Consider the following 14,253-nt stretch of genomic DNA (forward strand, 5'->3'; position numbering starts at 1 on the left):
AAACTGAAATTGGATACAAAGCGGACCGCCCACATGCACGCTACAGCGCCGGGGTCTCAGGTTCAAGGTCAACGCGAAGCGGGGCATGCGCTCACGCTGGACGCGATCACCCATCGTTTTGGCGCCGCCAAGGCGGTCGATGATGTCACCCTGGAAATCGGCGGCAGCGAGCTGGTGGCTTTGCTCGGGCCGTCCGGCTGCGGCAAGACCACGCTGCTGCGCATCATCGCCGGCTTCATCAATCAGAGCCAGGGCCGCGTCATCATTGGCGGCAGCGCCATCGATCACCTGCCGCCGAGCCGGCGCGAAGTCGGCATCGTGTTCCAGAATTACGCATTGTTTCCGCATCTCACCGTGGCGGAGAATATTGCCTATGGTCTGGCGGCACGTGGCGTGCCCAAGCCGGAGCAGGAGGCGCGCGTCGCCGAGATGCTGGCGCTGGTGCAGATGGGCCATCTCGCCGCGCGCTATCCGAAACAGATGTCCGGTGGCCAGCAGCAGCGCGTTGCCCTGGCCCGTGCTCTGGCGGTGCGGCCCCGCATCCTGCTGCTGGATGAGCCGTTCTCGGCACTGGACAAGAATCTGCGCCTCGACATGCAGATCGAGATCAAGCGCATCCAGCAGCGCGCTGGCATCACCGCCATCCTGGTTACCCATGATCAGGAAGAGGCCCTGAGCATGGCCGACCGCATCGCCGTGCTGGCGCAGGGCCGGCTGGAGCAGTTCGGCAGCCCCAGCGCCATCTACGACACGCCGCAAAGCCTGTTCGTGAACACTTTCGTCGGTACTGCCAACAAACTTGCGGGCAAGCTGGTTGGTTTGCAGGGCAATGAGGCCAAGGTGGCGCTGGCCGCCGGCGGCGAACTGATCCTGGCCGCGCCCAGCACCGAAATTGCGCCGGGCGCCGATGTGGTGGTGTGCATCCGGCCAGAGAATCTGCGTTTCGTCGAGGGGAGCGCACCGCTCGTGGGCAATGTCGAACTCGGCCTGCCGCTTGGCGCCACCATCGTGCATGAAATCCGCCTTGCCGATGGCAGTGGCCTGAAGATTTCCGAGCCGCGTTCCAGTGGCGCCGAGCCACGCCCCTCGGGTCAGCCGGTGGCGCTGGCGCCGATCAATACCGCAACCGTCACCCTGTTTCCCGCCATTTGACCCTCAAGGAGAGCCGACATCATGCTTAGCCGCCGCGAAACCCTGGCCACTGCCCTGTCAGTGGCCGCCATGTCGCTTTTCCCCGGCATGTCCCAGGCCCAGGCACGCCGCCTGGTATTCGCCACCTTCACCGGCAGCTGGGAGGAAGCGCATCGCGACGTGCTGGTGCCGCATTTCCGCAAGGCCAATGGCAATGCGGACATGGCGCTCGATCCGATGCTCTCGGTGGATCAGATTGCCAAAGTGACCGCCGCGCGCAGCAATCCGCCGATCGACGTGATGCTGCATGATCCGGGCCCGGCCCTGGTTGCCATTGCGCAGGATCTGGTCGAGCCCTTCCCGGTGGCCGGCAGCAAAAATTACGCCGACCTGATGCCCGATGCGCAGGATCCGCTTGGGCCGGCGATCTTCTTCCAGGCGGTGGGCATCACTTACAATCCCGAGAAGGTGAAGACGCCGCCGAAGAGCTGGTCGGATCTGTGGAAGCCGGAATTCAAGGGCCGCGTCGGCATCACCAATCTGAATTCCACGCTCGGCACCGGCTTCATGGTGGAAATCGCCAAGCTGCGCGGCGGCGGCGAAAGCAATATCGATCCGGCCTTTGCGGCGATGAAGGAATTGCAGCCCAACCTCGCCGCCGTGGCAGCGAATCCGGGTGCGCTGGCGACATTGTACCAGCAGGGCCAGATCGATATCGGTCCTGGCAACTTCAATGCCATCCAGTTGCTGCGCGCGCGCGGTGTGCCGGTAGAGTTCGTCAAGCCTGATACCGGCGCCATTGCCTTCAAGACCTCGATCCACATCGTCAAGAACTCGCCGAACGCCAAGCTGGCGGCCGCGTTGATCGAATCGGCGATGAGCCCCGAGGTGCAGACCACGCTGATGAAGAGCCCCTACCTGATCGTGCCGACCAACAAGAAGGTGAAGATGGAGGGTGAGATTTCCAAGGCGCTGGCCAAGGATCCGGATGATCTGCAGAAGAGCTTCGTGTTCCAGGACTGGAAGAAGATCAACGAGCAGCGCTCGGCCTGGATTGAACGCTTCAACCGCGAGATCAAGGTCTGATGTCTGCCGCGGCCCCTGTCTTGACGACTGGCCGCGCAACGCCGCGGGAGGGCCTGCTTGCCCTCCCGCTCGGCGGTTTCTATCTGCTGTTCTTCCTGGCGCCCTTGCTGGTGCTGTTCGCGGTCAGTCTGCATAACGACCAGGCGATGACCGAGTGGGGCTTCGCCAATTACCGCAAATTCCTCACCGATGGCTTCGCGCTTGGCGTGCTGTTCGAGACGCTGCGGCTTGGCCTCGAGACCACGGCGCTCTGCCTGCTGCTGGGTTTCCCGCTCGCCTGGTTGCACCGCCAGGTCGGTCCGCGCCTGCAATCGCTGATCATCCTGATCAGCATTCTGCCGCTGCTGACCAGCGTGATCGTGCGCACCTTTGCCTGGATCGTCATCCTGGGTCGCCAGGGCATCGTCAATTCCGCGTTGATCGAACTTGGCTTCGCCGAAACACCGCTGAAACTGCTCTATACCCATGGCGGCCTCGTGGTGGCGCTGGCCCAGGTGCAGTTGCCGCTGATGGTGCTGCCGCTGATCGATACCTTGCAGAAGCTGGACCCCAACCTGGAATCCGCGTCTTCCGCGCTTGGCGCCGGCAAGTGGCGCACCTTCTTTCGCGTCGTGCTACCGCTCTGCCTGCCCGGCATCATCGCCGGCAGCGTGCTTACCTTCTCGGCTGCTGTCACCGCCTTTATCACCCAGAGCCTGGTGGGCGGCGGCCAGCTTCTCTACATGCCGATGTATATCTACCAGCAGTCACTCACCCTGCAGAACTGGCCGTTCGCGGCGGTAATCTCGATTCTGTTCATGATCTCGGTGCTGCTCTGCATCGTCGCCTTCAACACGCTGGGCCGCTATTCGCGGCGGCATTTGCAGGGATAGAATCATGAAAGCCGGGCGTCGTCATGATTTCGATACCATCAGCTTCTATGCCGTGATGGGCCTGCTGGCTGTTATCGCCCTGCTACTGGTAATCGCGCCCACGGCGGTGGTGCTGATCGTGTCCTTCACCGACAGCTACTCGCTGAAATTCCCGCCGCAGGGCTTTTCGCTGCGCTGGTACATATCGCTGGTCGATGCCTGGCAGATTCAGGCCGCCGCCTGGAACAGCCTGCAGGTCGGCATTGCCACCACGCTGATCTCGATGCTGTTCGCGGTGCCGGCCGCCTATGCCGTGTCGCGCTCCAGGGCTGCCACGGCGCGAGCGCTTGAATCGCTGTTCATGTCGCCGCTGGTATTGCCGGCGCTGGCTTTCGGTCTGGCGGCACTGATGTTCTTCAGCGTGATGCAACTGCCGCTGTCATTCGCCACCGTTACCATCGGGCATGTCGTGGTCTGCGTGCCTTATGTCTTCCGCACCACGCTGGCTTCCTTGAGCCAGCTTGATGCCTCGCTGCTCGAATGTTCCGCCAGCCTGGGGGCGTCGCGGTTCTACACTTTCCGGCGTGTCACGCTGCCTTCAATCAAGGGCGGCATCGCGGCTGGTGCCTTCATCTGCTTCATGTCGTCCTTCGACAATGTGCCGGTATCGCTGTTCCTGTCGGATGCGCGCAACGAGATGCTGCCGATCCGCATGTGGCAGACCATGGAAAACACGCTGGATGTGCGCGTTGCCGCCGTTTCCGGCGTGCTGGTGTTCTTCAGCCTGTTCCTGATGGTGCTGATGGAACGCTTCACCGGCCTGTCGCGCCGGATGAGCTGATCTCACGACCCGCGAAACAGCGAAAAGCCCCAGGGCGTGAATTTGAACGGGAGGTGGTAGTGTTGTTCGGGCGCCGCGACAGTGAAGCGGAAAGGCACGACATCCAGGATGCCGATTGTGGCGCCCTGCGCCTTGAGCCAGGCGCCGACATGGAAGCGCACTTCATATTCACCAGCGATAATGCCATCGCCGCGCACCGTGGCATGATCCAGCGCGCCATTGCCCGCCAATGTGCCATCGGCCACCAGCGCGGCATCGGGGCTGAGACGATGCAGTTCGACGCGCAGGCCCTTGGCCGGCATGCCGCGCGCCACATCCACGCCATGGATCGAAATACCGCCGGCCTTGCTCATTTCCGCACTCCTGATTGCTGCATGGAAAGTCTGCCATGAATGCCCTGGCGGCGCCACTGGGTGCGATGACTGCCCTGCAGGGCCTGGTGGCAATGGGTGTCTTCGCCGTGCCGGTGCTGGCGCCGGGCCTGCCTGGTTTCTCGGCCCATTGGCTCGGGCCGTATAATGCCGCCGTATTCGGCCTTGGCGCACTGGCCTCGCTTTATGGCGGCTTGCTCTGTGGCCGCATCGGCCCGGTGCGGGTGGCGCAGATCTGCCTGTTGCTGGTCGCCATTGCCATGCTCTGCGTTGCCAGCGGTTCGCCGCTTGGCCTGATTGGCGCCGCGCTCTTGCTCGGCTGTGCCTTCGGGCCGGAAACCCCGGCCAGTTCATCGGTGCTCGCCCTGGTGGCGAAACCGCAGCAGCGCACGCTGGTCTTTTCGGTGCGCCAGACCGGCAACCAGATCGGTGCCATGCTCGGCTCGGTATTGCTGCCGTTGGCCGTGCTGGTCGACTGGCGGCTCGGCTGCCTCGGCATCGCCTTGCTTGCGGTGATTGCCGCCGGCCTGTTCCAGCCGCTGCGCGTGCGGCTCGACGAAGCGGCGCGGCGTCATGCCACGCGGCTCGACATGCGCGGCGCGTTGGCCTTGCTGAAAAGTGTGCCGGGCTTAGGCCTGCTCGCCGGTGCATCGCTGGCCTTCTCGGCGATGCAGCTCACGCTCAATGCCTATCTGGTCTCCTACGGTGTCGGTGCCTTGGGCTTCACCTTGATGGAAGCTGGCTTGTGGCTGGCCTTGGCACAGGGCGGCGGACTGGTGGGGCGGCTTGGCTGGGGACTTGTCGCCGGGCGTTTTCTGACCACCGCGCGGTTGATCGCGCTGCTGGGCTTAAGCATGGCGGCCTGTGCCCTGCTGCTGGCTGCCGCGGGGCCATCGCTCAGCCGTGCCGCTTTGCACGTACTGGCTTTCCTGTTCGGCCTCTCGGCCAGCGGCTGGAACGGCATTTTCCTGGCCGAAGTGGCGCGGCTGGCGCCTGAGGGCCAGGTAGGCGCCGCCACGGGTGCGGCTTTGCTCGCCAGCTATAGCGGCCTGCTGCTGGGGCCGCTCTGCTTCGCCGGCCTCGGCCCGGTTTTCGGTCTCGGCAGTGGCTATGCCGCGCTGGCCCTGCTCTGTATTGCTGCCAGCGTGCCGCTACTTCTGGGGAGGAGAGCATGATTGCAGTAGAAGAACAGCTTCAGCATATCGCCAAGGTCAATCCGGCGATCAATGCCGTGGTCGATCTCGATGCTGGCCAGGTGCGCCGCGATGCCGCTGCGCTTGATGCATCAGGCCGGCATCTGCCGCTCTATGGCCTGTCCTACACAGTGAAGGACAATATCTGGGTCGAGGGCCGGCGCATCACGCAAGGCTCGCCGCTATTCAGCGATTTCATCGCGCCGCGCGATGCGTCCAGTGTTGCGCTGTTGCGCGCTGCCGGTGCGCTGCTGCTCGGCATCAGCAATTGTGCCGAATTCGCCTGCATGGGCGTCACGCGCAACAAAGTCTATGGTCCGACGCGGCACCCGCTGGATCATGCCTTGACGCCGGGGGGCTCGTCCGGTGGTGCTGCCGCCGCGCTCGCAGCCGGCATCGGCGATTTCGCGCTTTGCACCGATGCAGGCGGCTCGACACGGCGGCCGGCGGCGCATTGCGGCCTGATCGGCTTCAAGCCTTCCGGTGGCCGCATTCCCCATGCCCATGGTTTCGCTGAACCGATTTTCGCCAATGGCGTGATCGGCATTCTCACCCGAGGCATGGCCGTGATGCGTCGGGTTTTCGCTGTGCTCGGCGTGCAGGATGGCGCGGACGCCTACAGCGTGCCCGGCCTCTCGCGTCCCGCTAAAGGCCGCCGCATCGCCTTCAGCCCCACACTCGGCATGAACTGGCCGGTGGAACCGGTGGTTGCCGCCGGCCTGGAGCAGGCGGTGGCAAAATTGCAGGCGGCGGGTTTCGAGATTGTGCGCCGCGATCCCACCTGGCCGGAGGATAGCGGCGAGGCCGGCCTGATGCCGTTGCAGCATGTTGGCCTGGCGGCACTTTATGGCGAAGCCTATGCGCGCGAGCCGGATCGCTTCGATCCGAATATCGCGGCACAGATCGAGGCCGGCCTGAAATACGATGGCCCAGCTTTGGGCCGCGCCTTGCTGCTGCGCGAGCAATTGATGCTCAAATTGGCGGCCTTTTTCCAGGAAGTCGATTGGCTGATCTGCCCCACGGTGCCCTGTGCGCCCTGGGGCTTCGACCAGATCGGACCGGAGAAGATTGCCGGCCAGCCGGTCGGCCCGCGAGGCCATGCGGTATTCACGCCGCTGTTCAATCATGCACTGGTGCCGGCTATCTCATTGCCTTGCGGCAAGGATGCGGCCGGTCTGCCTTTCGGCCTGCAACTGGTCGGCCCGCGCCTGCAGGACGAAGCCTTGCTCGATCTCGCCGCTGAGATTGTTGCCGTGTTGGCTAAGGAATAGGGCGATGGCGAAGCTGCTGTTTGTCAATCCGAATACCTCGGTCAGTATCACCGACCGCATCGCCGCCGCCGCCCGCCAGGCAGCGGCACCGAGCACCGTGATAACCTTCGAAACCGCACCCCATGGTGTGCCCTATATCGCCACCCGCGCCGAAGCCGTGGTTGGCGCCCAGGTGGCATTGGAAATGCTGGCCGAGCATCAGGCCGGCCATGATGCCGCTGTGATCGCCGCTTTCGGCGATCCGGGCCTTGGCGGTGCGCGCGAATTGCTTTCGATCCCGGTGATCGGCATGGCGGAGGCGGCGATGCTCACCGCCTGCATGCTCGGGCGTCGCTTCGCTGTCGTCTCTTTCGCGTCGGCCCTCGGTCCCTGGTACCGCGAATGTGTCGAGTATCACGGGCTCAGCGGCCGGCTGGCTGGCATCCGCCTGCTGGAAGGCGGTTTCCGCAGCATTGGCGATGTGCAGGAAGAGAAGGAAGATCTGCTGGTGGAACTGGCGCGCCTGGCGGTGCAGCGCGACGAGGCCGATGTGATTGTGCTGGCTGGTGCGCCGCTGGCGGGGCTCGCCGGGCGGGTCGCCGACCGTATTCCGGTGCCGGTGGTGGATGGTGTGGCCGCAGCGGTGAAGCAGGCGGAGGCCCTGGCGGCGTTACGCCCGCGCAAGGCGACGGAGGGCACTTTCCGTAAGCCGGCACCGAAGCCGACCGATGGCGTGGCGCCGGCCTTGCGGCGATTGATGAGCGGGGAGAACTGAACGCGATGGACTTCGATCTGGTGCTGCGCAATGCCCATGCGGTGACGGCCGCCGATGCCATGACCTGCGATATCGGTATCCGTGATGGCGTGATCCAGGCGCTCGGCCGCAGCCTTGGCCCTGGGCATCGCGAGATCGATGCAGCGGGCCGTACCGTGATGCCCGGTGGCATCGACGCCCATTGCCACCTGGACCAGCCGATGAGCGACGGCTCAGTGATGGCCGATGATTTCATTTCCGGCACCCGTTCGGCGGCCTGCGGCGGCACAACGACAGTGATTCCCTTCGCGGCGCAGATGAAGGGCCATTCGCTTCGCGAGGCGGTGACTGATTATCATGCCCGCTCGGATGGCAAGGCGATGATCGACTATGCCTTCCATCTCATCGTCTCGGATCCCACCGCCACGGTGCTGGGCCAGGAACTGCCGGCGCTGATCGAGGAGGGCTACAGTTCGTTCAAGCTTTACATGACCTATGACGACATGAAGCTGAACGATCGCCAGATCCTGGAGGTGCTGGATGTGGCGCGGCGCGAGCGGGCGCTGGCCATGGTGCATGCCGAGAATACCGATGCCATCGCCTGGCTGACCGAGCGGCTGGAACTCGCTGGCCGCATCGCGCCGAAATACCATGCCGCCGCACGGCCCTTTTTAGTGGAGCGCGAAGCGACGCATCGCGCCATCAGCTTTGCCGAACTGGTGGATGTGCCGATCCTGATCGTGCATGTCTCGGGCAAGGAAGCGGCCGAGCAGATCCGCTGGGCCCAGACGCGCGGCCTGCGCATCCATGCCGAGACCTGCCCGCAGTATCTCTTCCTCTCGGAAGAAGATCTCGACAAGCCCGATTGCGAAGGCGCGAAATGCATCTGCTCGCCGCCGCCGCGCGATAAGGCCAACCAGGATGCAATCTGGCGCGGGCTGGCCAACGGTACCTTCGATATCGTCTCTTCCGACCATGCGCCTTTCCGCTTCGCAGGTCCGCAAGGCAAGTTCGTTGCTGGCACCAATCCGCCTTTCTCGAAGATTCCCAATGGCATTCCCGGTCTCGAGACCCGGCTGGCCTTGCTGTATTCCGAGGGCGTGCTGAAAGGCCGCATCAGCCCGCAACGTTTCGTCGCGCTCACCGCCACCAATGCGGCGCGGCTCTATGGCCTCTATCCGCGCAAGGGCACCATTGCGGTTGGTGCCGATGCTGACCTGGTGCTGTGGGACGAGGGCAGTCCGCGCCGGATCGAGAATGCGAAGCTGCATCACAATGTCGATTACACGCCGTATGAGGGGATCGAGGTCAGCGCCTGGCCGGGGCTGGTGCTGTCGCGCGGCGAAGTGGTGGCGGACGCCGGTGAGCCGGTAGGTCGCCAGGGGCGTGGGCAATTCCTGCGCTGCGCCCGCCCAGGCTGAGATTTACAGGAAATTTAGCACCGGAATTCCGGGAATTGCCGCGCCGCAGCATAGGCGGCTTGGCGCACAAGGCTGACGGGCGCAGCGCTGCATGCTATGTGCGGTGGGCCTCACCTCCTGTTGTAAAAAGTCCCGCGAGTCTCCCCCATGATTTTTGGTATTCCGCTTTCCGAACTTCTCATGCTGTCCGTTGCCCTGCTGGCGGCAGGCGCGATCACAGGCATTCTGGCTGGCGTGTTTGGCGTCGGTGGTGGCGCGGTGATCGTGCCGGTGCTCTACGAATTGTTCAACCTGATGGGTGTGCCGGAAGCGGCGCGCATGCCGCTCTGCGTCGGCACTTCGCTGGCCATCATCATTCCCACCTCGATCCGATCGTTCAACGCGCATCGCGCCAAGGGTGCTGTAGACATGGCCGTGGTGCGGCTCTGGGCCGTGCCGGTAGTGCTCGGTGTTGCCGGAGGCAGCCTGATCGCGCGCTATGCGCCGCCCGATCTGTTCAAGCTGGTTTTCGTGCTGGTGGCCGGCGTCTCGGCCTTCCGGCTGATCTTCGGCAAGGATAGCTGGCGCCTGGGCGACAAGCTGCCTGGTGCATGGCCGATGCGCATGTATGGCCTGGTGATCGGCGTGCTGTCGTCCCTGATGGGTATCGGTGGCGGCCAGCTTTCCAATCTTTTCCTCACCTTTCACGGCTACAGCATCCACCGAGCCATCGCCACCTCGGCGGGCCTTGGCATCCTGATCTCGATCCCCGGCGCTATCGGCTATATCTATGCCGGCTGGCCGAAGATGGCGGAGTATCCCGAAGTTGCAGCGCTGCAATTGCCGCTGGCGCTCGGCTATGTGTCGCTGATCGGCTTCATCCTGTTCGTGCCCACCAGCATCTGGACCGCGCCGATCGGTGCCCGCCTGGCACATGCCTTGCCCAAGCGCCGCCTGGAAGTCGCCTTTGGTATCTTCCTCACACTGGTCTCGCTGCGCTTCCTCACCAGCCTGATCGGCTATTAAGAAAGGCTCGTCCGCCATGACCCGTCCGCAAGCCCGTGTCATCCGCCTGCGCCAGCCCGGCGGGCCGGAAGCGATGCTGCTGGAAACCGAAATGCTGAACCCGCCTGGCAAGGGCGAGGTGCTGCTGCGCCAGACCGCCATCGGCTTCAACTTCATCGATATCTACCAGCGCAAGGGCTATTACCCGTTGCCGCTGCCCAGCGGCCTGGGTCATGAGGCAGCCGGTGTGGTGCTGGAAGTGGGGCCGGAGGTCAGTGGCCTCAAGGCTGGCGACCGCGTGGCCTATATGAATGCCGGCCTTGGCGCCTATGCCGACCACCGCGTGGTGGCGGCGGAAAAGCTGGTGAAGCTGCCCGATACGGTGAGCGACGAGCAGGCGGCGGCCCTGATCTTCAAGGGGCTGACGGCGCAATACCTGCTGCGCAAGACCCATCGTGTGCAGCCCGGTGATATCGTACTGGTGCATGCGGCAGCGGGCGGCGTCGGCCAGATTCTCTGCCGCTGGGCTAAGGCCCTGGGGGCGTTTGTTGTCGGCACGGCAGGCGGGCCGGAGAAATGTGCCATCGCGCGTGCCGCCGGCGCCGATGCGGCGGTCGATTATCGCCAAGAGAATTGGCCCGAGGCCTTCCTGGCCGCCACCGGCGGCAAAAAGGCACGCGTCGTCTATGACTCGGTGGCGCGCGATACCTTCATGAAATCGCTGGATTGCACGGCGCCCTTCGGTCTGGTGGCGCTTTATGGCGCGGCCTCAGGTCCGGCACCAGCCATCGAGCCGGAATTGCTGAACAAGAAGGGCTGCCTGTTCCTCACCCGGCCATCGGTATTTCCGCATAATGCCGATCCGGCGGTGTTCCGCGAGAATGCTGCCGAGGTTTTCGCCGCCATCGCCGCCGGCCATGTGCAGGTGAGCATCGGCGGTCGCTACAAGCTGGAAGAAGCAGCCAAGCTGCACCAGGATGCCGAGGCCCGTGCCACCACCGGCGCGCTGCTGATGATTCCATAAGGAAACTGCTGCAATGTTCTACGAAACCAGTAAGCGTAACCACGGCCTGCCGCGCGACCCGTTCAAGGCATTGGTGGCGCCGCGCCCGATCGGCTGGATTTCCACCATCGACGACCAGGGGCGCCCGAATCTGGGGCCGTATAGTTTCTTCAACGCCATGAGCAGCGATCCGCCGGTGGTGCTGTTTGGCGCCGGCCTCAATCCGCGTGGCGAAAACGTGAAGGACAGTCAGCGCAATGCCGAGACGACGGGCGAGTTCGTCTGCAATCTGGTCACCTATGACCTGCGCGACGCGATGAACAAGAGCTCGGCGCATCTCCCCCACGGGGTGAGCGAATTCGAGGCTGCCGGGCTCGAGATGGAGCCTTCGGTGTTGGTGAAGCCGCCGCGGGTGAAGGCGTCGCCGGTGCATCTGGAATGCCGCTACCTGCAGACGGTCGAGATTCCGTGCAATACGCCGGGTGGCCGTAATTTCGTGGTTTTCGGCCAAGTGGTTGGTGTTCATATCAATGAAAGTGTCCTGACGGGCGGTTTTGTCGATATCAAGAAGCTGCGGCCGCTGGCACGGCTGGGCTACATGGATTACTGCGTCGTCGACGAGGTCTTCGCCATGAACCGGCCTGACTAACGGTTGATGCAGCCAATTTTCCGGCTGGGGCGAAATCCGACTTAACCGGCTCCGCCTGCCGGGTTATAGTTGCATCGTCATGGATTTCGTCGCTTCCCTGCCATCGCCGCTTTCCTCCCGCAGCCGGGATTTCCTTGCCATCTGGAATGATTGGCGGCGGGGCCGCATGTTGCCGGAACATCGCGACATGGACCTGGAGGCACTCGGCTCTCTGGCCCAGACCAGCCTGCTGCTGAATGTGCGCGGCCATGACAATATTAGCATTGACTGGGTGGGAGAGGCGGTGACGCAGCAGCTCGGCGTCAATCTCGCCGGCCTCAATTATCTTGATCTCACCTCGCGCGAGAACCGTTCCTGGCGCGCCCACCTCACCATTGCCCAGGTGGCTCAGCCCTGCTGCGCCGTGATCTATTACTGGCTGCGGCTCGGCCAGGGGGGTGTGCTGCCGGTGGAGATCGTCAGTGCGCCGATCCGCCAGGACGGCGACCAGAATGCCAGCCTGATGCTGTGCAGCATCTCTTTCCTCACCCGGCGCAAGCGGGTTCCCGAGGGCGAAGCCATCGACCCGGATTCCTATGAGGAAGGCGAGGGCATGCGCTTCATCGATATCGGCGCCGGCATCCCCTCGATGGTGCCGAGCCAGCGCCAGGAAACCCGCCCGGTTCAGTAGCCCTATTTCAAGGCGGCGGTGGAGGCGCGCGGGATCAGTGTGGGCCGCAGCATAACCCGTTGCGCCGGGTCGCCGGGCTGACCCTCCAATGCCGACAGCAGCAATTTAGCCGCATCCTGGCCCATCTCGCGTGGGCCGATCCGCACTGTGGTCAGTGGCGGGTCGATCATGTCGACCAGCGGCATGTCGTTATGCCCGACCACGGAGAGGTCGCCAGGGCAGGTAAGGCCGCGCGCGCGCAAGGCCCGCAGCAGGCCCAGTGCCAGCAGGTCGTTGGCGGCAACGATGGCGCTCAGCCTGGGCTTGATGTCCAGCAAGGCCGCAGCGGCGCTCTCGCCGGCCTCGCGTTCATAGGCCTTGGCCGTACTGATGCCGCCGGCCGGAATTTTCAGGCCATGGGCTTTCATCGCCGCTTCGAAACCCTGGCGCCGCAGATGCCCGGTGGAAAGATGCGCCGGGCCGGCGATATGGCCAATGCGGCGATGGCCCAGTGCCACCAGATGGTCCACCGCCAGCTTCATGCCATACAGGTCGTCGCTCACCACCGCCGGCACGCGGCCTGACTCGTCGGCGCGGTTGACCAGCACCACCGGCAGGCGGGTTTCAAGGCAGTGACGCAGCACGGCATCGTCGCGTCGCACGGTGGCGAGGATCAGGCCATCAACACGGCGGGCGATCAGTTCATCCACCAGCGCCGCCTGACGTTTCGGGTCGGAGCCGACATCGGCGACGATGGTGGAGTAGCCCTGGGCGTTGAGCGACTCGGAAACGCCGGAAATGATCGGTGAAAATACCGGATTGGCGATATCGGGCACCAGCACGCCGACTAGGCGCGAGCGCTTGGTGCGCAGGCTGGCGGCGGCGGCATCGCGGCGATAGCCGAGCCGGCGCGCCTCGGCCTCGATGCGGGCGGCAACTTCGGCGGCAATCAGATGCCGCTTGGCCGGGTCCAGCGCGCGGGAGGCGGTGGAAAGATGCACGCCGGCTGCCGCCGCCACGGCTTTCAATGTGGCTGGCTTCACGGTGGTTGGCTGGCGGCTGGCGGTACGGGCAGGCGGACGATTCTGCATGACGCGATCTTAGCAATTCGCTTGACAACTGCAAACGATTGCAGTATGCAAACGATTGCATAATCATAAGAGTTAAGAGGAAACACCGTGGTCATCGAGACAGAGCAGGATGTCACGCCCGCCGTTCTGGCCGCCATGGCCAATACGCCGGATGCGCGGCTGCGCGAAGTCATGGCGTCGCTGGTCAAGCATCTGCACGCCTTCGCGCGCGAGGTGAACCTCACCGAGCCGGAATGGGAACGCGGCATCGAATTCCTGATTGGCCTCGGCAAGCTCACCAACGACAGCCATAACGAAGCCATCCTGGCCTCCGATGCCATCGGCTTTTCCACGCTGGTGTGCCTGCTGAACAACGGCACGGTCGGCGACAGCGAAACCGCGGCGGCCTTGCTTGGGCCGTTCTGGCGCCTGAATGCACCCAAAACCGAATCCGGCGCCTCCATTGTACGTTCGCCAACGCCGGGGCCGGCGTTGTTCGCCGATTGCCGGCTCCGCGACAATAGCGGCCGTCCGATTGCCGGCGCCTATGTCGATGTTTGGCATGCTTCGCCGGTCGGCATGTATGAAAACCAGGATGCCGGCCAGGCAGACATGAATCTGCGCGGCAATTTCATCACCGATGCAGAAGGGCGTTTTTCCTTCCGCAGCGTGAAGCCTGCGGGCTATCCGGTGCCGGTGAGCGGCCCGGTGGGGGCATTACTGGCGGCGCAGCAGCGCCACCCTTATCGCCCGGCGCATCTGCATTTCCTGTTCCACAAGCCGGGCTACAAGACGCTGATCACTCAAGTCTTCGTGCAGGGCGATCCGTATCTCGAAAGCGATGTGGTTTTTGGCGTCACCAAGCCGCTGGTTGGTGATTACCGCCTGCGCCGCGATACACCGCCTGCCGCTGATGTCAGTGGCGAGTGGTATTCGCTTGAGCATGAATTCGTCATGGAGCCCGGCGAAGCCGTGCTGCCCAACCCACCGATTAAGTAAC

Annotated in this window: 15 protein-coding genes; 13 read left to right on the forward strand and 2 right to left on the reverse strand. The window is 64.0% G+C overall.

Annotated features, from left to right (window positions below):
* The first annotated feature begins 33 nt into the window (after positions 1 to 33).
* The 4 genes from V6B08_RS06460 to V6B08_RS06475 are packed head-to-tail and all read left to right on the forward strand — an operon-like array spanning position 34 to position 3,909.
* Positions 34 to 1,152, forward strand: a complete 1,119-nt coding sequence (locus tag V6B08_RS06460; RefSeq protein ID WP_341978936.1) for an ABC transporter ATP-binding protein — start codon at positions 34 to 36, stop codon at positions 1,150 to 1,152.
* Positions 1,153 to 1,173: 21 nt separating this feature from the next.
* Entirely contained in the window at positions 1,174 to 2,217 is a 1,044-nt protein-coding gene (locus V6B08_RS06465) for an ABC transporter substrate-binding protein (protein ID WP_341978937.1), read from the forward strand.
* Positions 2,217 to 3,089 carry an ABC transporter permease gene (locus V6B08_RS06470; RefSeq protein ID WP_341978939.1) on the forward strand — a complete coding sequence of 291 codons (873 nt, stop codon included), beginning with the start codon at positions 2,217 to 2,219 and terminating at the stop codon, positions 3,087 to 3,089. The genes V6B08_RS06465 and V6B08_RS06470 overlap by 1 nt, the downstream gene beginning before the upstream one ends.
* Positions 3,090 to 3,093: 4 nt before the next feature.
* Positions 3,094 to 3,909: an ABC transporter permease gene (locus V6B08_RS06475; RefSeq protein ID WP_341978940.1), complete on the forward strand. Its 816-nt coding sequence runs from the start codon at positions 3,094 to 3,096 to the stop codon at positions 3,907 to 3,909.
* 2 nt (positions 3,910 to 3,911) lie between these two features.
* On the opposite strand, the gene V6B08_RS06480 is transcribed toward V6B08_RS06475, so the two are convergent.
* Positions 3,912 to 4,262 (reverse strand): hydroxyisourate hydrolase, encoded by a 351-nt coding sequence (locus V6B08_RS06480; protein ID WP_341978941.1) that lies wholly within the window; start codon positions 4,260 to 4,262, stop codon positions 3,912 to 3,914.
* A 35-nt stretch (positions 4,263 to 4,297) separates the two neighbouring features.
* Here V6B08_RS06480 and V6B08_RS06485 point away from each other — a divergent pair, with 35 nt between their 5' ends.
* The 8 genes from V6B08_RS06485 (at position 4,298) to V6B08_RS06520 (ending at position 12,204) form a co-directional block, all read left to right on the forward strand.
* Positions 4,298 to 5,455, forward strand: a complete 1,158-nt coding sequence (locus V6B08_RS06485) for an MFS transporter (protein ID WP_341978942.1) — start codon at positions 4,298 to 4,300, stop codon at positions 5,453 to 5,455.
* Positions 5,452 to 6,744, forward strand: a complete 1,293-nt coding sequence (locus V6B08_RS06490; RefSeq protein ID WP_341978943.1) for an amidase — start codon at positions 5,452 to 5,454, stop codon at positions 6,742 to 6,744. Before V6B08_RS06485 ends, V6B08_RS06490 begins: the two co-directional genes overlap by 4 nt.
* Before the next feature lie 4 nt (positions 6,745 to 6,748).
* Positions 6,749 to 7,498, forward strand: coding sequence for an aspartate/glutamate racemase family protein (locus V6B08_RS06495; RefSeq protein ID WP_341978944.1), 750 nt, complete (start codon positions 6,749 to 6,751; stop codon positions 7,496 to 7,498).
* A 5-nt stretch (positions 7,499 to 7,503) separates the two neighbouring features.
* Positions 7,504 to 8,898, forward strand: coding sequence for a dihydropyrimidinase (gene hydA, locus V6B08_RS06500; RefSeq protein ID WP_341978946.1), 1,395 nt, complete (start codon positions 7,504 to 7,506; stop codon positions 8,896 to 8,898).
* 180 nt (positions 8,899 to 9,078) lie between these two features.
* Positions 9,079 to 9,903, forward strand: coding sequence for a sulfite exporter TauE/SafE family protein (locus tag V6B08_RS06505; protein WP_341978947.1), 825 nt, complete (start codon positions 9,079 to 9,081; stop codon positions 9,901 to 9,903).
* Between the two features lie 16 nt (positions 9,904 to 9,919).
* A complete protein-coding gene (locus tag V6B08_RS06510; protein ID WP_341978948.1) occupies positions 9,920 to 10,906 on the forward strand; it encodes a quinone oxidoreductase family protein in 987 nt (328 codons plus the stop codon).
* 13 nt (positions 10,907 to 10,919) lie between these two features.
* Positions 10,920 to 11,534 (forward strand): flavin reductase family protein, encoded by a 615-nt coding sequence (locus tag V6B08_RS06515; RefSeq protein WP_341978950.1) that lies wholly within the window; start codon positions 10,920 to 10,922, stop codon positions 11,532 to 11,534.
* Positions 11,535 to 11,613: 79 nt separating this feature from the next.
* Positions 11,614 to 12,204, forward strand: coding sequence for a PAS domain-containing protein (locus tag V6B08_RS06520; RefSeq protein ID WP_341978952.1), 591 nt, complete (start codon positions 11,614 to 11,616; stop codon positions 12,202 to 12,204).
* Positions 12,205 to 12,206: 2 nt separating this feature from the next.
* Here the strand turns inward: V6B08_RS06520 and V6B08_RS06525 are convergent, their stop codons facing one another.
* The gene (locus V6B08_RS06525) at positions 12,207 to 13,274 is read right to left on the reverse strand and encodes a LacI family DNA-binding transcriptional regulator (protein ID WP_341978954.1); all 1,068 of its coding nucleotides are present in this window, start codon (positions 13,272 to 13,274) and stop codon (positions 12,207 to 12,209) included.
* An 87-nt stretch (positions 13,275 to 13,361) separates the two neighbouring features.
* Between V6B08_RS06525 and V6B08_RS06530 the strand changes: the two genes are divergently transcribed.
* Positions 13,362 to 14,252: a dioxygenase family protein gene (locus V6B08_RS06530; RefSeq protein ID WP_341978955.1), complete on the forward strand. Its 891-nt coding sequence runs from the start codon at positions 13,362 to 13,364 to the stop codon at positions 14,250 to 14,252.
* The last annotated feature ends 1 nt before the right edge of the window (position 14,253 follow it).

This window comes from Ferrovibrio sp. MS7 (genome assembly GCF_038404985.1).
GTDB lineage: Bacteria > Pseudomonadota > Alphaproteobacteria > Ferrovibrionales > Ferrovibrionaceae > Ferrovibrio > Ferrovibrio plantarum.

Excerpts from the sequence above, each read along its gene's own strand:
- V6B08_RS06460 (WP_341978936.1), top strand. The coding sequence starts at position 34 with ATGCACGCTACAGCGCCGGGGTCTCAGGTTCAAGGTCAACGCGAAGCG.
- V6B08_RS06465 (WP_341978937.1), top strand. The coding sequence starts at position 1,174 with ATGCTTAGCCGCCGCGAAACCCTGGCCACTGCCCTGTCAGTGGCCGCC.
- V6B08_RS06470 (WP_341978939.1), top strand. The coding sequence starts at position 2,217 with ATGTCTGCCGCGGCCCCTGTCTTGACGACTGGCCGCGCAACGCCGCGG.
- V6B08_RS06475 (WP_341978940.1), top strand. The coding sequence starts at position 3,094 with ATGAAAGCCGGGCGTCGTCATGATTTCGATACCATCAGCTTCTATGCC.
- V6B08_RS06480 (WP_341978941.1), bottom strand. The coding sequence starts at position 4,262 with ATGAGCAAGGCCGGCGGTATTTCGATCCATGGCGTGGATGTGGCGCGC.
- V6B08_RS06485 (WP_341978942.1), top strand. The coding sequence starts at position 4,298 with ATGAATGCCCTGGCGGCGCCACTGGGTGCGATGACTGCCCTGCAGGGC.
- V6B08_RS06490 (WP_341978943.1), top strand. The coding sequence starts at position 5,452 with ATGATTGCAGTAGAAGAACAGCTTCAGCATATCGCCAAGGTCAATCCG.
- V6B08_RS06495 (WP_341978944.1), top strand. The coding sequence starts at position 6,749 with ATGGCGAAGCTGCTGTTTGTCAATCCGAATACCTCGGTCAGTATCACC.
- hydA (WP_341978946.1), top strand. The coding sequence starts at position 7,504 with ATGGACTTCGATCTGGTGCTGCGCAATGCCCATGCGGTGACGGCCGCC.
- V6B08_RS06505 (WP_341978947.1), top strand. The coding sequence starts at position 9,079 with ATGCTGTCCGTTGCCCTGCTGGCGGCAGGCGCGATCACAGGCATTCTG.
- V6B08_RS06510 (WP_341978948.1), top strand. The coding sequence starts at position 9,920 with ATGACCCGTCCGCAAGCCCGTGTCATCCGCCTGCGCCAGCCCGGCGGG.
- V6B08_RS06515 (WP_341978950.1), top strand. The coding sequence starts at position 10,920 with ATGTTCTACGAAACCAGTAAGCGTAACCACGGCCTGCCGCGCGACCCG.
- V6B08_RS06520 (WP_341978952.1), top strand. The coding sequence starts at position 11,614 with ATGGATTTCGTCGCTTCCCTGCCATCGCCGCTTTCCTCCCGCAGCCGG.
- V6B08_RS06525 (WP_341978954.1), bottom strand. The coding sequence starts at position 13,274 with ATGCAGAATCGTCCGCCTGCCCGTACCGCCAGCCGCCAGCCAACCACC.